This is a genomic window from Mesorhizobium sp. WSM2240 (assembly GCF_040438645.1).
Taxonomy (GTDB): domain Bacteria; phylum Pseudomonadota; class Alphaproteobacteria; order Rhizobiales; family Rhizobiaceae; genus Allomesorhizobium.
The window spans coordinates 67,776-90,893 of sequence record NZ_CP159255.1; the positions used below are offsets into that span (position 1 = coordinate 67,776).

The following is a 23,118-nucleotide window of genomic DNA, read 5'->3' on the forward strand; positions in this document are numbered from 1 at the left end:
TGACCATGAACAATGCGAACATGCGTGCCCCGATTGTAGCAGTATTCGGCAGTAAAAAGTTTGTTTCCCATGCGAGGTCAATAGGTGAAAAGGTCTCTAACGCCGATGCGATTCTCCTGACTGGCGGAGACGGAGTGGACGATGGGAGCGTCAAAAACGCAGCAATCAAGGGTGCGAAAACAGCGGGCGGGCGTTGGATTGGAGTTCACAGGCATGCCTACAATGACGGTTCGCGGGACCCAAGTTTGAAGGAAGAAAAGGCTGGGCTGATACTGGAGCCTGGTCTCGGTCACCGGCGAAACTACCTAGAGGCCTGCCTTTGCGATGTTGCAATTGCGCTCAAGGGTGGCAAGGGAACCGTTTCGGAAATTTTCGCATGCGTGTTTCTGAGGAAACCTGTGATTCTCGTTGCTTGGGACGATCATATCGAGCCTGATTTTTGCTGGTTGATGGCCGATGAATACGCACCGAAGATCGACGCCCTGGACGAGAAAATAAAGGAGCTGGCGTCAGCCGGTTTGAGAGAAGATGCGATAATCCGGCTACCGGCCGAAACGCCCGCTGGTGAAATTGTGACAACGGCGCTCGCGCGCGTTGGGATGGAACGTCCGGGTCGGTTCCCCGCATTCTTTGGGGACCGGTTCCGGCCCCTGTTCGATGCATTTGAGGCATTCACTGCTCAACGGACAGCAAAGCTCCCCTGATCTTCCGCCGATGGTCAGGTATTCTGTGAGTATTCCGGCAGACTGACTTTATGGGCCTCGGTCACTGTGGAACAGTTCTCGACCGCGGCGGAGAATTTCGAACGCTACCGATGTTGAGGAGCAGCGGGAGGCTCTTCGTTTCCAAGAAACTTGCGCATACCGAGGAGTGGTTCCGGCCAATGTCGGGTTTCAGAATGAGACCTCCGCTTCGGAAGGTCGCGTTTTGGTCAACTAACGCAACAGCACGACGGGATCCGGATGACTGCACAGGGTCCGATTACTAACCTAGCTAATCAATATCTTGCACGGCTGTCTCGAGATCGCTCAAGCCGGCGTCTGCTTCCGATTTATTGGCCGCTTTCGCGGCGACCCTCGCCACCCGGCTAATCGCCTCCGCAATCTTCGCATGGGCTATCGATACAGCATGGTTGCGCCCGGCGGCGCGCGTAATCGCAGCCAGGTCAGGCGTATTCCGAGGCATGGGTACCCGACCGGCTGATGGTTTAGGGTTCGCTGCAATGTAGGTCGTCACGGTGACCGGACGCGTTGGTGGGGGAGGGCGCCTGCCAGCCTTAGCCGCGAAAACCGCACCGCGCGGCCGCGTTAATGCTGGCGCCGCCTCATTCGCGCGCGCAAATCGTGGCGGAACCAACATGTCGCTAAAACCAGCACTCGGTTTTGGTGCTGCTTTCCGGCCGGCATCCGGTTCCTTGTCGACCTTGGCGGCCGCCGCTTTGAAGACCGGAAGCGGCATCCATGCACGTTTCGACAGCTCAGCGTCGGCAAAATAGAAATTGCGCGTGCCGAAAATTGCATGCGAACCGCGAGGAAGGATGATGCATTTGTTGCGGCTCATGGTGCGGATCTCGTCGGGGCGCATCAAGGGCCGACGGACCTCCTTCACGTGCACGGTGCGCGCGTAATGCATGTCGAACATCGTCGCTTGGGTTTTGCTGACATCCTTCTGGACTTCGGTGCGCTCGCCCAGGGTGTCGGAGATGTATTTCAGGTCCTCCGCGTCTTGCGCGCCGAAAAACACCTGGACACGCGCGGAGTTGACCAGCGTTTTGCGGCCTTCCTCGCGATAGATGGTGTCCACCGACTTGAGAGACTGGACAAAGAACCAGGTCGGCACGCCATAGCCGCCGAGGATGGTGGCCGCTTCCATGACGTTTTCGAGTTTCCCGAGGTTCTGGAACTCGTCGAGCAAGATGAGGACACGATGCTCACCCTGTTCGGGCATCTCTTTCGCCATATAGTTCATCAGCTGTGTAATCAGGACATTGAACAACGGCCCGATCGAGCGGATTTGCTCGATACGAAAGTCGAGATAGAGCGAGACCTTTTCGCGCTTGAGATTGCGGATGTCGAAGGTGCTCTTGTCGGTCGCGCGCAAAAGCCGCTCGTTCATGAACGGATTGAGACCCGTTCTCACGCTGCCGAACAGGCCGGAAAACTGCTTGTCCGACATTTCGGCGTAGCTGGCGAGCATCTGCAGCGTGTAGTCTGAAATCTCCTTCGCTTCCTCCTCGCGCAGTGCCTGAATCCATTCCAGGAACGGCCGGTCGGCGCCATTCATGATACGAAGCGCCTGACGCAGCGTTCGCTGGCTGTCCTGGAGGCGGGGCGTCTCCATGACGTAGGAGATCACGCCGGCAAAGAGCATGCGACCGTCGTCGACCCAATAGGTTTCGCCTGTCGTCGGGCGTGGAAACAGCGCAGCCGCGATGTTGCGAATGTCGATGTCGCGCTGGTCGCTGTCGAGGCTAATAAAATCGAGCGGATTATAGCATTCCGTCTCGCCTTTTTCGTCGGCCGGTGAGAACCGAATGACCTTGGAAAAGGTTGAGCGATAACCCGCTGTCGCCTGATAGGTCTCGCCCCGCATGTCGAGCACCACAAGCGAATCCGGCCAGAGCAGCGCATTCGGGATGATCAGGGCGGCACCCTTGCCCGATCGCGGCGGCCCGACGACGAAGCCGCCGACGTCGTCGCCATCGACCCATAGCTTTTTTCCGCCTGCGAGCTTCGGCTTGGTGAAGCGTCTCTTGTTGGAACCGCGCTGGGTGAACGCGCCGATGACGCTCACGAGATTGCCGCCCGCGCGGCCGATGAAGACGCCGCCTCGTTTCGTCAGGCCGGCCCGGTTGACTTCCGCCAAACTAAGAAATTTGGCATCGTTCGATGCCTTGCGCGTCATCAGCACGGCCATGACAGCCAGCACCATCACGCCAATGAGCGCCAGGCCGGCCGCATAGAGCGCCTGCTGATAGTGGCCGAGAATGGCGACATCGGCGTGGGCGCGGCGCAGTGTGGCAAAAGGATCCCGGTCGAGATCCTGAATCAGGGCGAAGGAGCCCGTCTCGTACCAATCGACGCCTGCATAGGCGATGGCGAAAAAAACAACGCCCACGGCCATGACCATGAGCGTCACGACCAATCCCTTGATGACCTGCACCATCACGCCCTCATACGTCGCCTTCTCAGATCAGCCGAGGCGTTCGGCCTTTGTGAAAGTTATCTCGCTCACCACGCGCCGGCCGGCATCTCGACGCGAGAGCTGGACGACGATCGGGATCACCTCTTTCAGGTAGTCCATGATCTCCTCGCGCGAGAGTTTCACGCCGCCCTGCATGACCATCAGCGCCAGGCGCTCATAGGCGGCGCGCGCCGAATTGGCGTGTACTGTGGTCAACGATCCGGGGTGCCCCGTGTTGATCGCCTGCAGAAAAGAAAAAGCTTCCGCGCCGCGCAACTCGCCGAGCAACAATCGGTCCGGTCGCATACGCAACGACGCCTCGAGAAGGCTTTGCGCGTCGACCTTCGCCAGGCCCTGGTCGCCCTTGGAGGAGAGTAGGGCCACGGTATTCCACGTGACGGGCTTCAGCTCGCGCGTGTCCTCGATGGTGATTATCCGTTCGCTCGGAGGAATGAGCTTTAGCAAGGCGTTCAGGAAGGTCGTCTTGCCGGTCGACGTGCCGCCCGAAACAACGATCGACACGCGATTCTTGACCGCATGCTCCAGAAATTTCATTGGATCGGAGCCGCCGATCAGCTCAACTAGTTCCGTTTCTTCTTCCGACAAGCCGAGCTCATTGCCCATACGCGTTTCTTCGAACGCGCCGCGCTTGGCGTAGTCGTCCACGGTCATGTCCATGATGACCTGCTTGCGGATCGAAATGGCGCCACCGTCCGGTGCTGCCGGCGGCAGCACGAATTGAATGCGCTCGCCGCTGGGGAGTGCCGCCGACAAGATGGGCTTTTGCTCATTCACCTGTTGATTGGTTGAGCTGGCGACAAGTGTTGCGAGGTTGCGAATCCATTTCTCGGTCAGCCTGACGTCAGAGATCCGTTCCATTTCCTCGGCGCCAAGCCGCTCGACAAAGATTTGGCCCGGCCTGTTGACGGAAAGCTCGGAAACATTGTCCTGCCGTAGAAGTTCGTGAAGGGGTTCCAGCTCCATTTCCAGAATCGGGAACTTAGCATATGGGCTCGATGAGGTAGCCGGCGAAGCAGTGGCCGGGTGTTTGATCATGGTCATTTGGTCACCGGGGGTGCTGCCGGAAACCAATTGTCTTTCAGCGTCATGTAGAGGGGAACAGGGTCGATCGCGGCACGCGGTCTGCCGCCGCGTTTGAGTCTCGCCAGCTCTTCCTGGACCGGATCGGCGTAAAGTTCCGAAAAATCGAGATCGCGCCGCACAAAGACGATCACTGACGTACCTTGGTCGACATAGATCGTCGGCGGGATGTTGCGCGAATCCTCGAAAGCCTCCTTGGCCAATTCGGTCATCGTGCTTGCGGAGCGTTCGATCGCGATCTGACGGGCTTCCTCTTCCGTCCGCTCCGGATCGATCGTGATCGTCGTCACCTCGCCAGTGATAGGATCGACACGGGTAATCGTCTCCTGGCGGCGGCCGCCGCTCGGGTCGGCGAGCGCCGAAAGGTATTCCGCCGCACCGCCAACGATCGACAGCACGATCGCCGAGCCGAAGCGTTCCAGCCAGTGGCGATCGACACGACCGGCCATGCCGCCACGGCCAAGGCTGTCAGCACCAGGCGAGCCGATGTTGACCGACACGCCGTCGGACCGGATCATCCGGTTCCAGACGACAAAGACCCGCGTCTGGCCGCGTGCAATGCCGGACTTGTATTCGCCGGTAAGGCGCGACCCTTTCGGGATCAGCACACGACGACCGTCAAGCGAGTAGACATCCTCGCGCACGACCGCCCGCACCATTCCAGGCAAGTCGGTGTTGATGGCAGTTTCAAGAAAACCGCGGATCATGGTGCCCTCTGCAATCAGGGCATCCGTGCGGTTATTCTTCGTCGCCGTCGCCTTGGCGTTGCGACTTACTTCGGCCTGGGCGAGGAACGCCTTGTTGGGGTCCAGGTCTGCCCCAGGAACAGGAACGAGCTGGCCGTCGCCGGCGATCGCCGCGGCCGCTTCGCCTGCCGGGGCGTCCTGTTCCCCGTCAGTGACAATCTGACTCGAGCGCAGCCGCTCCCACAGCTCCTTTTCTTCCTGCTCCTTTCGCTTGCGCTCTTCCTCCGCCAGCCTAGCCTCTTCCTCTCGGCGGCGGGCCTCCTCCTCGGCAAGCCGGCGGGCTTCGGCTTCGCGCATTTGCTGTTCGAGCAAGCGCCGCTGCTCCTCAAGATCGACGCCCGGCGCGACTGTCTGGTCGACGTCGGCCGATTGTTGCGGTGGCGGTGTCTGAGGAGGCGGGATGACAATCTGGTCTTGCGGTGGCAATTCCGTCGCCGGCGTCGCCGGCTGGCGGGGTTGAAAGGTCGAGGTCTCGAAAGCCTCTTCGTCGTTCGATGTCGTGTTCCGGTCGGACGGTCCGCTCGGCCAGTTGATATACAACAGCCCGCCGGCCAGCAGCAGCCCGATCCCGGCTATGCCGAGTTTCGTACCCAAACCTGCATTTCGCCGGGCAACCGGGCTACCACCGTCGAGCTCATGATAGTCTATGTTCGACATCAGCGGCTCCTCTGTTCGAACTGTCCACGCTTGCTCTTTTTGCTGAGCTTCGACGGGCCATAAATGTCTTCAATCGGATCCGGCATGCGTTGCGATGGAGATTGACGGTTATAGAGGCACAACGTTTTGTCGCCGGCCCGCAGGGTGAATTGCCGCGCAACCTTGTCGACGATCATGTACTCGCCTTCAGTGCGCAGGTTCACCAGAGATTCACGGCCTTTGGCTTCGACAACGAAGATCGCCGGCACGTCGCCCGTGAATTGCAGGAACATTTTCCTCCCGTCATCGAACACGACCCGCGGCTTGAGCGAGTCATCACCGCGATAGGCGTAGTCGTAGTTCAGCATCGACGGGTCGATGTTTTTCAGCGACGGATTGAGGGCGCTTTCTTCGGCTTGGGCGAGGAGCCGCGCGTTCACGTCCTCGTCAGGGTATTTGAACCGAACATGAAACGATGCCCTGAGCGACGGTTCGCGCGAGCCGACGAGGAGCAGGGAATAGACCCGCTTGTTGGTGACGATGTTGACGTTGGTCTCGGCGTTTTCGACCAGCGGCTTGACGAACAGGATGCCCGAGCCCTTCTTCGGCACGATCGACCAACCGATCGTGTCGCCGGCCGAAATCGTCTCGATAACTTCCGTCGGGCTGAGCTGGACCATCGTCGAGACGCCGATCGCAGCCTGGATCGTCACGACATTGTCGTTGTTGAAGGTGACGTAGCGAATCCGGCCGTCGCGCGACAGCGCCGGGCACGACAACGCCAGGCAAAGCGCGGCCGACAGCGCGACCTTTCTCAGCCGCCGCCTCATTGTACCGTCCTGTCGGCCGGCGTGGCGTCGGGAAGCGATTCCTGGTCACGCCGATATTCCGCGACCTGAAAGCCCAATGGATTGTCGAACCGATACTCGTTCTTGAGTGGGGTGCTAGTGTAGCGGAATTTGACGACCGCCACCCAGTGCTCACGCCGCGTCGTGTTCTGCCGCTTCTCTTCTGTCGAAAGGCGGACCGTTGCCGTCGTGCGATTGAGGAACGACACCGACTTCACCGTTACGCTGATGGTCGTGTCGGTCCCGTAGCGCTTGTCTTTGGAACTCGGATTCGAGGGCGTAAATTCCCGCACGAGATCGTCGGCGGCAGATCCGGTCGAATAAAGCTGCGCCAGATCGAAATTCGATTTGATCATGCGCGGGTCGTAGGTCTCGCGCGCCCGGATATAGCGCACGATATTCGCCGCCGTGACCGCTTCATCCTGGGACAGATCACCCGGTTTCAGGGCTCGTGCAATTTCCAGGTAGCCGGTCGTCTTGTCGACAGCGACCATGTAGGGTTCGTATTGCTTGAGCGGAAAAAGCAGGACGAGCGCCACCAGAGAGAGAAGCGCGATGGCGCCGAAAACTCCGGTCAGCAGCCACGCGAACGTTCGTGATCGCCGTAAACTGCGATGGGTATCGTCTTCCCACGACTTGCCCTGTTGGAAGTACCGCTGGTCGACTACGCCTGTTTCGGTCGGTTCATTTGACACTTTAATTTAGCCTTGTTTTCAAGCTTTCTTCTCGACGCCATCAGATCCCATTGGACTTGATGACGAATTCGGCGCTTTCTGCAGTCTACCCGTAGACCCTATAGCGAGGACGCGTTCCTAGCTGTCTCGCGTTGAATATTGATCGCCCTCATATCAGACGCGAATCTCTGTCGACCTTCCGCCGATCCCCGCAGGAATGATCCACCGGCGCGCGTCGTTGTGCGGGTCACGACGTTGTCTGCCGCGCCCCTTGCAGACCGCCACATGGAGCCGATCGCTCCGGCAGTTCCTATCGGTCCGCTCCCCGTCAGGATGCCGGCGATGATCGGCACCTGTAGCAGGACGTAGAAGCCGACCAAAGTGACCAGCAAAAGCGGCATGACGTGCGCGAGCTTGCCGGTAATATCGGTGCCGCCACCACCGTCCATGGCAGTAACCGAGAGCTGCACCATGTAGTAGTAGAAGCCGAGAAACCCGTAGATCAGCAATTGCTGCACCACCAAGTTCGCGGTGACGGTGAAAAAGCCCTCGGTAAATTTGAATGAATAATTGAAGAGGGCCATGATGATCCACACCGGCCCAAGAGCCAGGATGATGAACAGCAGCACCTTGGCGGCAATGATCGCGGCGACGGCGACGCCGATGAAAAGCAGCGTGAAAATAATGATGATGATGGCCAGAAGCGCACCAAAAAAGTCGGTTAAGGAGCCGGTGTAGATCAACGGCACGACCCTTAGCGTCGCTTCGTAAAGACCGTCGAACATCGCCGGCACCGCATCGACCGAAGAAACCTGAGTGCCGGTGGTCGACGAAATCGTCTGGACGATCCGATTGGCCAGAATTTCCGGGATCGACTGCACCAGCGTATAGATTGTCTCGGAGAACGGGGCCCAGTTGGTGACAAACCAATAGATGGCGATCGCCCGGCCGAGCCGCCACGCAGCCTCCAGTGGCGAGGCCGTCGAGCGGCCGAATATCTGCATGTAACCCCAAACGACCACGTAGAGGACCAGCATCGCGAAAAACAGGTTTTCGCTATAAAGGCCGACGCGCTTGTAAAGGACCTCTACAAAGCGAGCCCCGGCCTGATCCACGCCGTTCAGAAGGTCGCTGATGATGGTCGAAACAGGGTTCATTTTATTCCGACAACACGTTGTCGAATGCCGAGTTAACCGGCTTCAGCTCGCCGCACTCATCGTTGGCCGCATACGAGGAAATCGGGCCGCAGGGCGCCTTGAGCTCGCGGCCGGGCCTTGCGCAAGCAGTTGCCAGGGCGGCCATCATCAACGCCAAGAACACCCGAGAATTCATGCACTATCTCCGCCGTTAGAGTCACGATCGCCGGCACCGTTCCCCCGGACCGATGCCGGCGACCTCACCCCCGCAAGAATTCGCCTACTGCGAACCGCCGGCATTCTTGAATGGGTTCACGTCTTTGAATTGCAGCATCTTTTGAACCTGAGATTGCTGCGTCAGCCGGAACTTCAGGTCTTCGTTGAGGGCCGACACCGCGCCGTTCTGGACGCCGATAAGCTCATTGATCGAGCGCGCTGTTTCCAGCTGCATCCGCGTATTCTCGTCGACCGAACCCTTGACGTTCTCCGCCTGACCGATCTGGCCGGTCGCCGATTGCAGCGACTGTTCCCGGGTTGTCACGCCCTGCGAAGCTTGCTGGGTCAGTGCAGCCAGCAGCGCAGAGGTGTTGACGCTGCCGCTGTAAAGGCTGTTCACGGCGCCTGGGTCTTCACCCTGGATGACGGCCTTCAGCTGCTTGACCAACTGCAGGCCGTTGATCACCGCGCCGGCGATCTGTTGTGCCTGACCACCGAGCCCGCCGAACGAAAGCGTCCCGCCGTTGAGAACCGATCCGAACGATGGCGCAGCGGCGATCGACATCCCCCCGCCAAGACCCTGTTGACTGATACCGAGCGAGCCGTTTCGCGTCCCGGAAAGCGCCTGCAGGATCTCCTTCGACTTCTCAAGGATGTCGTCATTGCTCCTCATGATCGAATTGGTGTTTTCGGCGTTTTCTCGCGCGACATCCAGATTCGCGCCGTCGATCACTGCGATTTGGGCATTCCCGAGCGCAGTCGAGGCGACCAGGAATAGCGATGCTGCAACAGTCCGTTTCATTACGGGTGCTCCTTTCACTCTATTGCGCGTTGCGTTGCATATGTTCCAAAGCACCCGCCGCCGCGTCGGCGTTGGGAACGTGCGTGATTTCTTCAGCGCCGCCCGATCCTGTGACGCGCTTGGCGCAGCCGGGCCACAAAGGCTCCGGCACTTCTAGCCTGCCGAGGATGACGGGATCGCACGAGAAGGGGTTTTCCGTGCCCTCACTGGTGCCAAATCTGGACACCTGAGAAAGCTTGGTGTTGCGCTGGAGAAGACGGGCGTTCAACAGTTCGTTCACCGCTGCAGAACCCTGGATTAGCTGGTTGAGCAGGTCGGCATTCAAACCGCGCGCCGTGGAGTTTTCGTCCCAGGCGTCCATGTATTCTTCCTTGGTCCCGACACCCGCCGCCAACGTGTCGATGAGACTGGAATACTGCGATCGCTGCGCGCTGCCTGTTTCGAGCCCAGTAGCCGTCTTGTTGACGGCAGTGACGCCGCCCGTCTGTGCAGCACCGGCAGCGCCGGTGCCGCTAGCCTGGATACTGAAGGGCGGTGGGGCAGCAGCCGGGGCCTTTCCCGACCCCACATACTCATTGAAATATCCATGCCAGCGCCCGACGCCGGCCGCCCAATTGGCCTGTTCGGCCGCCGTCGAACCGTTATAGTAGGATGCGAGGCATGCGTAGTTCGTGCCGCCGCATTTCTTGACCGCCTGGCTCAGCAGCTTCACCCCGCCCTCAATATTCTGTTCGTTGATGTCGCGATCGAAGCCGAGGCCGCGTCCCGTGCCCTTGGTGAGCTGCATCGCCCCTTTCACGCCGGTATGGCTGCCGGCGCAGGTGTCGAAGCGCGCTTCCTGGTAGGACACGGACAGTGCCACTCCTTCCGAAACGCCATACTTCTTTGCGTAGTATCGAATGAGCGACACATTGCCCGCATCGCGGGCGAGCGCCTGTTGTGGCGAGCGCCGAAACATTTCGTTCCGGTATTTGTTCGAGTAGGTGCAGGCGACGGCCTTGCGCTGTCCGGTTTCAGACGTCTTGTCCTCATGGGAACTGTCGTTCTGAAATTCATCTTTTTTTCGCTCGACGAGGTTGGGATCGTCTTCAACAGCGATTTGTGCCAGACCAATGCTCGGGGAGATGAGCATCGGCGCTGTCACGACCGTTGCGAACAATGCGGCCATCGGGCCGGCCTTAAGCTGCTTGCTCATCCGCTTCCCTCTCCCATCCACAAAAATAGGGGAGCCATGCCGTCGGCTCGTCGCCGTGGCGCCTGCGCAGTTCCTCACACTCACGAACGGTTTTTTCGTTGCCCGACAGGACCTTGACCAGGTCCGGCATCGTCGAAAGGTCGAGTTTGGCGACGATCGAATCCGACGCATGTTTCACAAGAAATGCGCGGCTTTCCTTCGCCGTCTCCCTGACAAACCGGAACTCCTTGGCCGTCAAGGTGAACCGTCTGCGGTAGGATTCCTGATCGGCCTTCGGGTTCGGGAAGAAAATGTTGGTGGAGGTCTGCTCAATCAGCGTGTTCGAGATCGCCGACTTTGCAACGTCGTCCGCGGATTGGGTGCCGAAGCCGACCACGCCGTTGCGCTTACGGATCGTCTTCAACAGGTCCTTTATGAACTCGACGAAAACGTCGTCATCCAGGAGCTTCCAGCCTTCATCGAGGAATACCAGGAAGGGATCGCCGTTTATCTCCTGATCGATGCGGAAGAACATATAGAGCAGCGCCGCCGTGCGGATTTTCGGCTCGTTCAGGATTTTGGTCATGTCGAAGCCGATCACCGCCGACGAGAAGTCGAGTTGGTCGGTTGCATTGTTGAAGAGCCACCCTCTGCTCTTCATGTCGAGCCACGGCTCGAGCCGTTGAGTCAGGTCGTTCATCCCCGGTTGCAATCGACCGCGCAGGACCTCCGGCAACATCGAAAAGACGCGTCGCTCTTTCGGGATCCTGAAAATCTGATCGACCGCATCGCCGATGACCCGGATCTCGGCGGGTTCCAACGTGCCGTTGTCAGGCTTCAGCAGGTACTGCAGCAACGTATCGACGAATGACCGATTTTCCGGCGTGTCGTCCAACTGCAGGGGCGCGAAACCGGTTTGAACACCGGGTTCCAGCACTTCATAGCGGCCGCCGAGCGCTCGCACGAAGATCTCCGCGCCGCGATCCTTGTCAAAATAGACGCAGCGCGGCCGAGGCTCGACCCTCATGCTTTGAGCCAGCAGGAAGGACATTGCCACGGTCTTGCCCCAGCCGGTCGGGCCAAAGACCGTGAAATTTCCCACGTCGTCCACATGGAAATTGAAATAGTAGGCAGTTTGGCTTGTCGTCTCGAGCAGGGCGATCGGACGCTTCCAATGCAGCCGGTCTTTCTGGCCGGACGGGAAATTATGCCCCGAAAACAGGCCCGCGAAATTCATCGACGAGATCAACGCCTTGCGCGCGACGTAGCTGAAATTTCCCGGCAGTTGCGCCCAAAACGCCGGCTCCATGTTCAGGCGCTCACGTACCGGGATAATTGCCAGACGCGACATTTCCGACTGCACGTCAGAAATTGCCTTGTTGAGCTCCGGAACAGACCGCGCGACCACGCAAACCGTCAAATGATGGCTGCCGAACACGACTTCGCCTTGCGCGAGCTTGTCCATGCCATCGTGAACCGACTGCTCGACTGAGGTGCCCCCTTCGTCAGAGCCAACAACTTGTCGACTGATCTTGCGGATTTGCCCCATTGCGGCAACGCGGTCCTCCAGGGCAAAGGATTGCGTAATGATGATCTCATGAGGCAACCGCAGAAGCCCGTCGAGGCCACCCGGGGTCGTGTAGGGGGATATTCCTTCATCGAGATCATCGCGGCCAATTTCGATGTAGAAGGTTCCGCCCCTTTGATTTCGATCGCCTCGCGCCCGAACAGCAGTTGCCGCGTCGGAATTGCCTCAGCCAAACTCATTCGGGGAAGCGGGACTTCCACCTCATCGGCGCCGGCGAGGATCTTGGCTAGAAATTCAGCAGGCTCCGAAAATGCGCTGCCGTTGCGCTCGACCACCTCCAGCTTCCGTGCCCCATAGGCACTGAAATCCTGCACGAGACTGTCGGTCACGTCGTGCAGTTCCTTGAGTGCTTCGGCGCGGGTTTCCTCGCCGGCCGACTGCAACCGAAACTGATCAAAAATCTTGTCCACCCAGCCGATCTTGCCGGCCATCGGCCGGCGTATAACCGTCATGTAAACTTCGTTGACGAACAGGTTCTTGGAGGACAGCGCCTCCATGTAGCGCGCGTCCAGCTCCGCGACGAACGGATTGTCGAAGCTTCCCTCGATGTCCGGCCTGATGTGACGACGGATGATCGTCGCATAGACGGAAAAGCGCGACGACGAGAGATTGCGAAATGTCGTGTTGCGGTTCAGGACCCGGGCATTGAGCTCTGATTGGTCCATCGTCTGAAACGGCAGACCGCCCATGCGGATGACGCAGGCCAGAAAGCCCGCCTTGGTCACCAACACGTTATCATCCACATGACGCAAAAAGGGGACGTGTTCACTCACGCCCTGCTCCTTTTTGCGTTGCTTGCCGTATTTCAGATCAGCGTTGATGCTCACGGAGAATAGCTCCTGGCTCCCCAAAACGAGGTGTTTCCCATCGCCCGCTTGGTCAGAAAAAGGCGCTCGAAGATGTGGAACATGTGAATGTCGCGTTGACACAGATAGGCTGACACCCCGTGGCCGATCACGGCCACGAGGGGCGGAAGCAGAATGTTGCTGGTGGCGATGAAAAACACGACACCGATCAAGCCGTTCAGCCAAAAAACCTCGTAACGCACGCCCAACACCATTAGGGGGCGCGTTAGCGCGAGGCTCACAGGCTCTGCCGTCGGCAGGTCGTCTTCGTTGTCGTTCATGCCCTAGCTCGAAGCGGTCTCGCGGATTGCGTCGACCAGTGTCGAGGCGCCAAACACGAAAGCGATGCCGACGACGATCGAGAATGCCAATGGCCAGGCCAAACGGCCGGTCATCGCCATAAACCCGAGGAAACAGACTGCAATAATCGCGATAGAGCGCGCGATGTTGCCCTGCAGGACGCCGACCAGCCAATCAAAGACGCCTTCGATGGGTGCAGCGTCCTGGGCGAAGGCCGCGACTGGCTGCAAAAGCGAGCCGATCGCAACGGCAGCGGCGAGCTGCAGTGTGAATTTACTCCACTTCAATGACATGTCCGTCCTTCCACGCATTTTCGAACTTCCCTTCTCCATTGATCTCAGACACTTTCGCCGGCTGCGACGAGCCGACCATGGCCGACAGCTTCCAGCGGTTGAGAACCTTGATGATGTAGCCGGCCGTCTCCGGAAACTCCGGAATGCCCCGGCTCTGACGAACGTTTGCGGGCCCGGCGTTGTATGCGGCGAGCATCAACAATGGATCGCCGAACTCGTCGTGGAGATGCTTCAGGTATTTGATGCCGCCGCGAACATTCGCATCGACATCACACCTGTCACGAACGCCAAGATCGCCCGCGGTTTCCGGCATCAGCTGCATGATCCCCACAGCGCCCGCCGACGATTGCTTGCGCGCCGCGCCATGCCGGCTTTCGACCCAAGCCACAGCGTCGGCCAGGTCCGCATCAACACCCTCTTGCGCCGCCACCGCGCGGACGAGGTCGCTGACGGCCTTGCTATCGACTGCCGGACACTTAGTTGGCGGTAGAGCAGCCGACGACCGTGCCGTTGGGACCGCCTGATTCAACGTTACCTTATAAGCGGCAGATTTTTCGGCCCGAAACGCTGCGGCTACACGCGCTGCAATATTTGGCGGTTGCGGAGCCTGCCGAGAGACTGCATCCTGTGCTTGGCTTTGTGTTGCCAGCGCAACCCCTGCCGCAAGAATTCCGACGAATGAAACTCTGGCCATTGCGTCGCCTCGGTTATTACTTTAACTTACGTCATAACCGCGGCAATCCCGCTCGTCAACAAGCGACTACAACCATGGCTTTCTTTCTCGTCGGTTATTCGCCCCTTTTGCTGCCGACCGTAGCGCGGGCGATCTCAGCGCGTCCAAGAGGCCCGAGTTGCGCCTTCGGCGCTGCCCGCGCCAGCCGCTTGACGCTTTCGGTCACCCGCGCACAAATGCAGCCATAGAACGGAGAATGCCGTCATGAAATTGATCGTTTCCGTTTTGGTTGCAGCCGCCGCATCGATGAGCGCGGCATCCGCCCAGGACGAGCCGTCACCATTCGCCGAACCGAGCGTTCAATATCTCAGCCAGTTCGCCGAACCTCACAAGAAGGTCTTCGTTCTCGAGCGCTATGATGCAACCGGCAAGCTCTTCGTTCGCGACGTCGACGAGATCTCGTCTCCCGTCGAAATCATTGACGCGACCCATCGCAAGATCAACGGCGTCGAATATGTCTTGCGCGGCCTCACGTCGTGCCCGTCCAAGAAGGTCATCTACAATCGAGTGCAGACGTGGGATTGCAAGGACGCCGCGAAAGACGACGCCGGTACGATCTATAACGAGCGCGCCAGCGTGATCCTGTGCAAGACGCTGGTCCTGCAATCGACGCCTGGAACGCCCGACCCTGTGTCCTGTTTCGCTCGCGTCGGTGAAGGATCGAACAGCGATCCGTTCCTCGTCGCCAACGACGACGACTCCATGGTCTTCCAAGGTTTTGCTCAGATCGGCGTAGGCACGGACGGCAAGCCGCTTCGCCCCGATCTCCTCGAGTCGGCGGTCATGGGAAAGGAAATGGGACTTGGCGATTCGAGCCAGTGATATTCTTTTGACGGCGACTGCAATCGCCGCGACCTTTCTTCCGGCCCACGGGCAGGAGGTGGCGCCGAGCTTCGCCGTCCCCAAGAACATCACGTTGCGGACCGGCGACACCTGGGAGTTCAATGGCCAGGTCTACCGCCTGTATGGCGTCCAGTCCTGTATACGCGGCAGCATCGCTACCGACGCCGCCGGTGATAAACACGACTGCGGAAGCCTTTCGCTGGCCCAGCTCGGAGGCTTGTTTCAGACGGCGACCGTGACTTGCCAACCGATTGGGAGAGCGCGGGACAACGCGATTTTCGCAGTTTGCGCCGCTGAGATCGACGGCTCGACGATCGACGTTGGCACAGCAATGATTTCTTCGGGCTTTGCCTTTGCGGCAACCTATCCGGATGGTAACGCCGTCAATATGAGCTATGTTGTTGCGGAACTCACGGCAAAAGGCGCCGGCGAGGGCTTGTGGGCTTACAACTTTCAACATCCCGTCCAGGCGCTTCTGCAGACCTCGCAGCCCGCGGCCACGAAAGGAGCTGGCCAGTGACCATGCCGGATTCTCACTACAATCGCCCTATGACAATCGTGCAGGCGGAAGGGCTAGAAGCGCAGAAGCAAGCTGAACGCGATCTCGCCGATCTCCACAGCGGTCACGGTTGGGCCGTAGCCGCCATCATTTTCCTGCTGGCGCTCACGTGGCTTTGCAACCGATTTCCCGCTCTAGGCGATTTGCTCCTTAGTCTTTGGTATTCATGAACAGCATCACATCCTCTGCCATCGCTCTCGTGATCGGTATAGCCATGGGAGTTGGCGGGACCTACGCACTAACATCGTTGGCGCCTGGGAACTCCCAATTGGAAATTCCCACTGAGGAGGAAGCTCGCGCGTCGCTTCAAGCCGCCAAGCCCAATGATTGGCCGAATCTCCAATTATCCTTGGGGCAGTGCGACAAGGACACCTTGGGACCTGGTGTGCGATGCGCCGTTGACGTAACCTATGATGGTCTCGGCGGCCAAAGAAAGAGACAATCCATCGTCGGCTTTTCTAAAACCCCAAGCGGCTGGATGGCCTCTCTCTACCAATAGCCGTCACTCCCAAGAAAACGACTGCAACAGCATCTCCCAGTCATTCTCGTCCAGACCGCTGGCACCGTCGACAAGCAATGTCCGTACATAGGCCGCTTTGGCCGCAACATCGACCATTGTCGTAGCGCTGAAAGCCAACAAAGCGTGTCGCGCTTCCCTCTCCGCTGCAATCGCTGAATCGGCAGGAAGCGAACGTCCACCACCGTTCTCATTCACCGCTGCCTCCAATGACCGGCGGGCTCTGCGATGCTTCGCAATCAGCACCAACAGTATCCGGCCGACACGCTCAATGCGCTCGCCGTCCAGAACAACCAGATTGATATCCATGATCTTCCCTTTCCCGCGTAGCGGTCTTGGTCTGCCGCAAGGCAGGGCCGTCCGCCCTGCCCTCGCGGCGTCGCAAGCCAGACCCGGCAGAAAGGGGGAAAGGCCAAAATCGGAAGGGGGATCACCCACCCGCAGGGACATCCTGGAGGGCTGCGAGCAGCCCGGAGGGATAGTGTTGCAACGGCCGCACGCCGGAAGCATGGGGAAGACCGATTTTTGCCTTGTTGGGGAAAGATGGCTGGAACCATCGTTCCCCTCAGCTAACTTAAGAAAGCTCGGGCGATCCGCTCCAGAAGTCTTTCCAGCGCCTGTTTGTGAAGCTCGTCGTGAGGAACGCGCGCCAGGAAATCGTCTATCGACATCCAGTTGGCCTTGCCCGATGGCGCGAACTCGACATAGAGGTGCATATTCTCCGGCTCAAAGACCACGCGCCAGCATCCTCGCGGTTCTTCGGCAAGCAAACAGATCATCGTCCTCGGCCTCTCTAGCTCGGCAACAGCAGAGACTTCATGAACTCGACTACGGCTGAGCCGTCGATCGCAAGAAATGAGTATTGACAGGGGTTGCGACCTGGACGCCGGGCGCTTTGCATCGTGTGATTTCCGGCTGCCGCTCGACTCGCGCAATTGCTCGATGGCCGACTCGATACCTCCCGGCCGTCTCCATCCGCCAAGTGATTGACGGGCAAGCTACGATGGCCCCTCCCCCATGCAACCGCTGTCGCGGTCCTCCTCTCCGTTGGGGCCCTACGGGGTGCATGGGCTCGTTTCAGCCATCTCCGTTTTTTGCCGTCAACCGACGGAAGGAGACGGCCATGCAGAGCATCAAGGACACCTACCAGCGCATCACTGATACGATTATCGAGCAGCTTGAATCCGGCACCAAGCCGTGGGTCCGTCCATGGCGCGGTAACGCCCGCAGAAGCTCGATCATCCCTCGCCGTGCGACCGGCGAAGCCTATCGCGGTATCAACGTCATCATGCTCTGGGTTGCCGGCCAGATGTTCGGCTACGAGGAAAACACCTGGATGACGTACCGACAGGCTCAGGATCTCGGCGGCCAGGTCCGCAAGGGCGAAAAAGGCTCGCTCGTCGTCAAGTACGGCACCTTCACGCCAAAGGATCAGGAGCACGACGAGGATCGCGTGATACCCTACCTGAAAGGCTACACCGTCTTCAACGTTGAGCAGATCGAGGACCTGCCGGACCGGTTCTTCAGCGCGGCCGAGGAACTGCCGTCAGCGCCGGTTCCGCACATCGAGACCGTCGAGACCTTCGTCAAAAACACCGGCGCGAAGGTCAGCTACGGCGGCACGAAAGCCTGCTATCGACCGAGCATCGACGACATTCTGATGCCCGACCGTGACCGTTTCGACAGCGAGGTTCACCTTTACTCGACCCTGCTTCACGAGCTCAGCCATTTTTCAGGCGCCAAGCACCGCCTCGACCGCGATCTGACCGGCAGATTCGGCAATGAAGCATATGCGATGGAAGAGTGCATTGCTGAATGTACAGCGGCTTTTTTATGCGCCGATCTTGGTGTCGACCATGATCCGCGGGACAACACCGCCGCGTACCTGGCGAACTGGTTGACCGTTTTAAAGAGCGACAAGCGTGCAATCGTCACGGCCGCCGCCAAGGCGCAATCTGCCGCCGACTACCTCCACGGGCTCCAAGCATCGGAGACATGCGAGGCCGCTTAGCGGCCTCCTTCTTTCGCTCGGTCTAGCAATCACGGGATCTCAACGGCGCAGAAGGGTGGAGAACTGCGATTCGCGTGGGTCTATTGGAACGAGCAAAGAGCGCCAATAGTTGGCCTTTCGCTCGGGCGGCGACGAACCTCAGATTCCCCGGACGGCCAAGAAGCAGTTGGTGATTCCCTGATTTGAGTCTATCCCGGGCCAAGTCCAAGAGTTGTCGGCAGCAGAGGGACGAGGCAACATGGCGAGTTTCGCCGAACAAGCGAAGAAATTCTACGATGATCTTGGCGAGTTCTCCGCAACGAGGTCAAATGAGCTTGGCCAGATGCTTCAGCCGTATGTTCAGGTGACGGACCGCTATGGCATCCTTGTCTGCCGGATCACGCTTATCCTAGGAAGAACGCCTTCCAGGTCGAAGACAGATACCGCTATCCGCGACCTAATGGCGGACGTCTTCGACTTTCTGTATGAGGCACGCTTCCTAATCATAAAGGGCAAGCCGGAAGTGGCATACCCGCTAGCACGAAGGGCCTACGAGTCTTTGTCGCTGATGGTGGCCTGTTTCCTGGACAAAAAAACCGCCCACCGATGGGTGGCAGGCAAGAAGCTCGGCAACGCGGAGATCCGCCGTGTCCTTGGAAAGCATCCGGCAGGAGAGCCCGAGGATAGAATGAAGGAGCTATATGGGTTCTTCAGTCAAGTTTCACATCCTAACCGCGATATGGTCGCCCATCGGTTCTTGGGAATCGGTAATGAGTTTGTTCTCGGATCAATCGGTCGGCCGAGCCTGACCCTTCTGGCAGACTACGCGTTGAAGACCCTTGAACTTTGGCATTGGTTTGGTGCGTTCATTGGGTTCGCATATTTACCCGTTGTTGCCAATGCAGACCCAGATATAGTCGATGAGCATGTTGAGGTAAGGGAAATCGCTCAGCAAGTCGCGCGTTGGCTTGGGGAGCAGCACAACCGGGTCCTTGCTCAGGAGCAAGCTGAGATGGCCACCGCGAAAGCGGCTCGTCCCTGAAGATTGCGAAACGCGCCGAGATTGCCAGGGGCCGTTTCGTTTGATGGCATGGATGCACGCTCCCGACGGCATTGCCATGCGTTGGGATGATGATCTGCAAGGACATCACGGAATCTCAGATGACAAAATCACCAGCTCACATAAGGTGGCTTTTAGTGTTTCGGGGCCGATGAGCGCCCTAGCTCGCGTGTGAGGAAGTTGAGACTGGCAATGGCATTGGTCAGCTACGTCCTTAGTGATTGCCCTGGTTGTGGAGCCAAAAACTCCTTCGGCAATGACGTATACGCCACACGCGTATCACTAGGCTGCGGCAGATGCACCTACAAGGAAAGCCGCCCGCTGCCGCCCATTACAAAGAAAATCCTCTACCTAGATCAGTACTTCTTCAGCCATGCCATTCGGGGTAACGATCCCCAGTTTACCGCCGCCGCAAGTCTTATCCGTGAGTTGGTAGGCCTGCAGCTTCTGGCCGTGCCGTATTCCGACGTTCATGAGGACGAGACCCACCAGTGGGCAGGGCATGAACAACTCCTCGAATTCATCAAGTCCACGTCTGGTGGACATGAGTTTTCCCAGACTTACCGGGTGGAGCTTAACCAACTCAACAATGCGTTTGAGGCATTCCTGAAGGGGCAGGCCGCGGCCTATGTTCCCAAGCGCGAGGATGCCCTTCACGACAAGGTCGACGTGTGGGGCGGGTACTTCCGTATCGACGTGGGAGGCTATCACGGCGACGTTGACCTCATCCGCAACCTAAAGGAACAGGCCATTGACGGCCTCGTTTCGCTATTCCCCGGCTGGCGCGAAAGTGCCAATACTTTCGAGCAAGACGTCGCCTTGGAGCACAATGCTGCAGCGAAAGGCTATGTGGACGCCTATGTGACTTACGTGAAGCGCATTGCCGAGGGCGACTACATGGCCCTAATGGATTCGCCCATTATGTCCCAAGTCATTCAGACGCTGATGCACCACTTCGCACGGGAAGTGCCGCCGCCCGAGCGGATGACGAGCATCCTAGCGTTTCTCTCCTCGGACCACTTCCGCAGCACGCCCTACCACGATATTCAGGCCCGGATGTATGCCACCCTGAAAGCCATGGTGAAGGGCGGCTCGTACATGAATCCTGAGAAGAGCATTGCGCGGCTCTCGGGCTTCTACTTTGATGTAAAGCACATTTCCACCTACGCGCCCCACTGCGACGGGGACGCTCGACAATCCGCTCACCGGGGTCCGGAAACGCAAGGCATTGGGCGTCTCATTTAGGTGGTACTATATTTCTTGCTGTGAGGGGGCCCTTTACGTTACAGTTCGCATATGACGCACACGTTGATTGGCTACGCCCGCTGTTCGACCGACAAACAGGACCTCGCCGCGCAAAAGGAGGCCTTGCTGAAACTCGGCGTGGCACCGGATCGGATCTATACCGATCACGGTTTCACCGGCACAAACCGGGCACGGCCGGGACTCGATCAGGCGCTGGCAGCGGTGCGGGGCGGCGATACGCTGGTGGTGCCGAAGCTCGATCGGCTTGCGCGTTCTGTTCCCGACGCGCGCGCAATCGGAGACAGCCTGGCCGAGCGTGGCGTGAAGCTACAAATCGGGGCGAGCGTTCACGATCCCACGGACCCGATGGGCAAGCTGTTTTTCAACATTCTCGCCACCTTTGCCGAGTTCGAGGCGGACCTCATCAAGCTTCGAACCCGCGAGGGGATGGCGGTGGCCCGGGCCAAGGGAAAGTTGCGTGGAAAGAAGCCAAAGCTGTCCGATCGCCAGCAGAAGGAATTGCGTCGCATGTACGACACCGGCGAATATTCGATCAGCGACCTTGCCGAACTATTCTCAATATCACGGCCGACCGTTTATCGGACCCTCGGCCGGCAGGTAGCCGGAGTCGGCGTGGAGGCGGCGTAAGCTTCCGGAAACGACCCCAAGTGCGCCATAGATGAGGCTGTTCTGAATTCCCGAAAGCGGACACCACAATGCAAGATTCTTGCCGCCGAATTGAGCTATGCGGCAGCCCGTGCTGCCAGACTGGATTTTTCCAGCCTCAACCGGTCCAGAAAGTCGGGGGTGTCAGAGCGGCAACAATGCGTCAGGCTTCACATCACCAATCGATGCGTAAGTGTGCGTTTCCCTGACACCAGGAAGCGGCAGAATGACCCGCTGCAGGAACTCCTGAAACGTCGCCATGTCAGCTATTCGTGCTTTGACCAGGTAGTCGAAACCACCAATCACCATATGGCATTCGATGATTTCGGGTGCCTTCGCAACAGCCTCCGCAAAGCGGTCGAAGACGTGCGGCGCGGTGTGATCGAGCCTTACCTCGACAAAGACGAGCGTGCCGCGTCCGATCTTTGAGGGCTCCAGCACTGCCCGCACGGCGCGGATAAAGCCTTCACTGAAAAGGCGCTTGATGCGTTGCGATGCGCCGGTCGGTGACAGTCCAACGCGTTGGGCGAGGTCAAGTACGGTCCGGCGACCATCTTCTTGCAATAGCCCAAGCAGCATCCGGTCGACACGGTCCAGATCGTTCATTTCGGATTCACACTTTCTTGGGCCTAAATGCGCGATAGTCACGCCAAAAAATCGAAATCACTATATTTCATCGCGCCGGTTTGTCGCAATACGGTTGGAAGGCATCGAACGCCCAACCGAAACGAAGGCCAGCAACATCATGGACAGCACACAACCTGCATCGAGCAATCACGCAAAGGGTGAGATCAAGATTCTCTCGCTGAGCGAAGCTGAGATCAAAAAATGTATCGACCTGCGTAAGCTGCTCGACGCGCTAGCGGACGGGTTCAAAGCGCTTTCCGACGGTCGTGTCGTCAATCCAGAACGACCACAACTCGACATTCCGAGTGCGGGCTACTCATTGGCGATGCCGGCCTGGATGAAGGGCATGCATTTGACCGTAAAACTGGTCAACGTGTTCGAAGGCAATATCGCCCGAGGCATCCCAAGTCACCTCGCGACAATACATCTCTTCGATCCAGAAACAGGAATGCCTGTTTGCATCATGGATGGCACCTATATCACGGCCGTGCGCACGTCTGGCTCGGCCGTTCTCTCAGTGCGAGAGCTCGCCAGGCGCAATGCCAAGGTCGCAACCGTCGTGGGCGCTGGCGTTCAAGCCAGCCAGCACCTTCACCTGCTGTCACTCGTTCGCGACTTCGAAGAAATCCGAGTTTTTTCGAAGGATTTTGCCGATGCGCAGGCGCTGGCTTCACGTCATCCAGGTGTCACCGCCGTCGAGGACCTCGAGGTGAGTGTACGCTCTTCAGATGTCGTGTGCCTCGCGACCCACTCTTATACTCCGGTGATATCCGCAGAATGGGTTCAACCAGGGACGCACGTGTCCTCGGTTGGTGTCGCGCCACCCGGCGGGGAACTGCCGATCGATTTGATCGCTCGCGGCAACCTCTTCGTTGAAGCGCGGGAGTCCTTCTCGCCAACCCCGGTGGGCTGCTGCGAGCTTGCAACTATCGATCCCGAGGCTGGCACAGATCTTGGTGCTATGTTGCTGGGACAGCGACCAGGCCGGACGTCAGATGAGCAGATCACAATCTACAAGGCCATGGGCGTCGCCATGGAAGATTTGGTGGCAGCCGACCTCGCTTACCGCGAGGCCAAACGCCTGGGTGCGGGCCGAGCTATCTCGCTCTAGCGTAGGATTCCGCCCCCTCCCGCAAACGACCCTCCTCCATTGGAGCCCTCCGACAGGGTAAGAAAAAAACGCTCGGGAACCCTCGCATTTTTGCAGAATTCGAAGTCGATTTGGATCGGCGCCCAGTTGCTTCCCGAACCCGTTGGCTGTTTCCGACCCAAGTCGGCCGTTCATCGCAGGAGGCGACGGCTTTGCAAGATGACCTTGCAGATGGCCGTCGTCATG

Annotated in this window: 25 protein-coding genes and 1 pseudogene; 9 read left to right on the forward strand and 17 right to left on the reverse strand. The window is 58.8% G+C overall.

All coding sequences use genetic code 11. The features are described 5' to 3' along the window. Positions 1-5 precede the first annotated feature (5 nt). Positions 6-704: a hypothetical protein gene (locus tag ABVK50_RS29135; protein WP_353646191.1), complete on the forward strand. Its 699-nt coding sequence runs from the start codon at positions 6-8 to the stop codon at positions 702-704. Positions 705-993: 289 nt separating this feature from the next. Here ABVK50_RS29135 and ABVK50_RS29140 read toward each other — a convergent pair whose 3' ends face one another. The 14 genes and pseudogenes from ABVK50_RS29140 to ABVK50_RS29205 all read right to left on the reverse strand — a co-directional run bounded on the left by ABVK50_RS29140 (position 994) and on the right by ABVK50_RS29205 (position 14,236). Beyond that, positions 994-3,165: a type IV secretory system conjugative DNA transfer family protein gene (locus ABVK50_RS29140; RefSeq protein WP_353646192.1), complete on the reverse strand. Its 2,172-nt coding sequence runs from the start codon at positions 3,163-3,165 to the stop codon at positions 994-996. Positions 3,166-3,192: 27 nt separating this feature from the next. Next, on the reverse strand, positions 3,193-4,245 hold the full coding sequence (gene virB11 / locus ABVK50_RS29145) for a P-type DNA transfer ATPase VirB11 (RefSeq protein ID WP_353646193.1): 1,053 nt from the start codon (positions 4,243-4,245) through the stop codon (positions 3,193-3,195). Then, positions 4,242-5,687 (reverse strand): type IV secretion system protein VirB10, encoded by a 1,446-nt coding sequence (gene virB10 / locus ABVK50_RS29150; protein WP_353646194.1) that lies wholly within the window; start codon positions 5,685-5,687, stop codon positions 4,242-4,244. The genes virB11 and virB10 overlap by 4 nt, the downstream gene beginning before the upstream one ends. Next, the gene (locus ABVK50_RS29155) at positions 5,687-6,496 is read right to left on the reverse strand and encodes a TrbG/VirB9 family P-type conjugative transfer protein (RefSeq protein WP_353646195.1); all 810 of its coding nucleotides are present in this window, start codon (positions 6,494-6,496) and stop codon (positions 5,687-5,689) included. Before ABVK50_RS29155 ends, virB10 begins: the two co-directional genes overlap by 1 nt. Further along, a complete protein-coding gene (locus ABVK50_RS29160) occupies positions 6,493-7,209 on the reverse strand; it encodes a VirB8/TrbF family protein (RefSeq protein WP_353646196.1) in 717 nt (238 codons plus the stop codon). Before ABVK50_RS29160 ends, ABVK50_RS29155 begins: the two co-directional genes overlap by 4 nt. 98 nt (positions 7,210-7,307) lie before the next feature. Then, positions 7,308-8,345, reverse strand: a complete 1,038-nt coding sequence (locus ABVK50_RS29165; RefSeq protein WP_353646197.1) for a type IV secretion system protein — start codon at positions 8,343-8,345, stop codon at positions 7,308-7,310. Between the two features lies 1 nt (position 8,346). Then, positions 8,347-8,520, reverse strand: coding sequence for a hypothetical protein (locus ABVK50_RS29170; protein WP_353646198.1), 174 nt, complete (start codon positions 8,518-8,520; stop codon positions 8,347-8,349). Positions 8,521-8,604: 84 nt separating this feature from the next. Continuing rightward, positions 8,605-9,342 carry a type IV secretion system protein gene (locus ABVK50_RS29175; protein ID WP_353646199.1) on the reverse strand — a complete coding sequence of 246 codons (738 nt, stop codon included), beginning with the start codon at positions 9,340-9,342 and terminating at the stop codon, positions 8,605-8,607. Between the two features lie 19 nt (positions 9,343-9,361). Then, positions 9,362-10,537 carry a transglycosylase SLT domain-containing protein gene (locus tag ABVK50_RS29180; RefSeq protein WP_353646200.1) on the reverse strand — a complete coding sequence of 392 codons (1,176 nt, stop codon included), beginning with the start codon at positions 10,535-10,537 and terminating at the stop codon, positions 9,362-9,364. Continuing rightward, positions 10,521-11,825, reverse strand: a complete 1,305-nt coding sequence (locus ABVK50_RS29185) for a hypothetical protein (RefSeq protein ID WP_353647065.1) — start codon at positions 11,823-11,825, stop codon at positions 10,521-10,523. The genes ABVK50_RS29180 and ABVK50_RS29185 overlap by 17 nt, the downstream gene beginning before the upstream one ends. Positions 11,826-11,831: 6 nt before the next feature. Continuing rightward, a pseudogene (locus tag ABVK50_RS29190) lies at positions 11,832-12,793 on the reverse strand (type VI secretion protein); the annotation flags it as partial. A 134-nt stretch (positions 12,794-12,927) separates the two neighbouring features. Beyond that, the gene (locus tag ABVK50_RS29195; RefSeq protein WP_123150346.1) at positions 12,928-13,230 is read right to left on the reverse strand and encodes a VirB3 family type IV secretion system protein; all 303 of its coding nucleotides are present in this window, start codon (positions 13,228-13,230) and stop codon (positions 12,928-12,930) included. Between the two features lie 3 nt (positions 13,231-13,233). Beyond that, a complete protein-coding gene (locus tag ABVK50_RS29200; protein ID WP_353646201.1) occupies positions 13,234-13,542 on the reverse strand; it encodes a TrbC/VirB2 family protein in 309 nt (102 codons plus the stop codon). After that, complete coding sequence (locus ABVK50_RS29205) at positions 13,523-14,236, reverse strand: lytic transglycosylase domain-containing protein (RefSeq protein ID WP_353646202.1); 714 nt, start codon at positions 14,234-14,236, stop codon at positions 13,523-13,525. Before ABVK50_RS29205 ends, ABVK50_RS29200 begins: the two co-directional genes overlap by 20 nt. A gap of 243 nt (positions 14,237-14,479) precedes the next feature. Here ABVK50_RS29205 and ABVK50_RS29210 point away from each other — a divergent pair, with 243 nt between their 5' ends. The 3 genes from ABVK50_RS29210 to ABVK50_RS29220 are packed head-to-tail and all read left to right on the forward strand — an operon-like array spanning position 14,480 to position 15,847. Continuing rightward, positions 14,480-15,097, forward strand: coding sequence for a hypothetical protein (locus ABVK50_RS29210; RefSeq protein WP_353646203.1), 618 nt, complete (start codon positions 14,480-14,482; stop codon positions 15,095-15,097). Beyond that, a complete protein-coding gene (locus ABVK50_RS29215) occupies positions 15,078-15,638 on the forward strand; it encodes a thermonuclease family protein (RefSeq protein WP_353646204.1) in 561 nt (186 codons plus the stop codon). The genes ABVK50_RS29210 and ABVK50_RS29215 overlap by 20 nt, the downstream gene beginning before the upstream one ends. Next, positions 15,635-15,847, forward strand: a complete 213-nt coding sequence (locus ABVK50_RS29220) for a hypothetical protein (RefSeq protein WP_353646205.1) — start codon at positions 15,635-15,637, stop codon at positions 15,845-15,847. Before ABVK50_RS29215 ends, ABVK50_RS29220 begins: the two co-directional genes overlap by 4 nt. A 332-nt stretch (positions 15,848-16,179) precedes the next feature. On the opposite strand, the gene ABVK50_RS29225 is transcribed toward ABVK50_RS29220, so the two are convergent. Further along, the gene (locus ABVK50_RS29225) at positions 16,180-16,503 is read right to left on the reverse strand and encodes a hypothetical protein (RefSeq protein ID WP_353646206.1); all 324 of its coding nucleotides are present in this window, start codon (positions 16,501-16,503) and stop codon (positions 16,180-16,182) included. A gap of 260 nt (positions 16,504-16,763) precedes the next feature. Continuing rightward, positions 16,764-16,931 (reverse strand): hypothetical protein, encoded by a 168-nt coding sequence (locus tag ABVK50_RS29230; RefSeq protein ID WP_353646207.1) that lies wholly within the window; start codon positions 16,929-16,931, stop codon positions 16,764-16,766. Between the two features lie 386 nt (positions 16,932-17,317). Between ABVK50_RS29230 and ABVK50_RS29235 the strand changes: the two genes are divergently transcribed. From ABVK50_RS29235 to ABVK50_RS29250, 4 genes are all read left to right on the forward strand, one after another. Next, positions 17,318-18,205 (forward strand): zincin-like metallopeptidase domain-containing protein, encoded by an 888-nt coding sequence (locus ABVK50_RS29235; RefSeq protein WP_353646208.1) that lies wholly within the window; start codon positions 17,318-17,320, stop codon positions 18,203-18,205. Positions 18,206-18,443: 238 nt separating this feature from the next. Continuing rightward, positions 18,444-19,226, forward strand: coding sequence for a hypothetical protein (locus ABVK50_RS29240; protein ID WP_353646209.1), 783 nt, complete (start codon positions 18,444-18,446; stop codon positions 19,224-19,226). Between the two features lie 210 nt (positions 19,227-19,436). After that, positions 19,437-20,489 (forward strand): hypothetical protein, encoded by a 1,053-nt coding sequence (locus ABVK50_RS29245; protein WP_353646210.1) that lies wholly within the window; start codon positions 19,437-19,439, stop codon positions 20,487-20,489. A 51-nt stretch (positions 20,490-20,540) separates the two neighbouring features. Beyond that, entirely contained in the window at positions 20,541-21,137 is a 597-nt protein-coding gene (locus tag ABVK50_RS29250; RefSeq protein ID WP_353646211.1) for a recombinase family protein, read from the forward strand. A 162-nt stretch (positions 21,138-21,299) separates the two neighbouring features. Here ABVK50_RS29250 and ABVK50_RS29255 read toward each other — a convergent pair whose 3' ends face one another. Next, positions 21,300-21,761, reverse strand: coding sequence for an Lrp/AsnC ligand binding domain-containing protein (locus ABVK50_RS29255; RefSeq protein ID WP_353646212.1), 462 nt, complete (start codon positions 21,759-21,761; stop codon positions 21,300-21,302). A 94-nt stretch (positions 21,762-21,855) separates the two neighbouring features. On the opposite strand from ABVK50_RS29255, the gene ABVK50_RS29260 reads away from it, so the two are divergent. After that, positions 21,856-22,893: an ornithine cyclodeaminase family protein gene (locus ABVK50_RS29260; protein ID WP_353646213.1), complete on the forward strand. Its 1,038-nt coding sequence runs from the start codon at positions 21,856-21,858 to the stop codon at positions 22,891-22,893. Positions 22,894-23,118 lie beyond the last annotated feature (225 nt).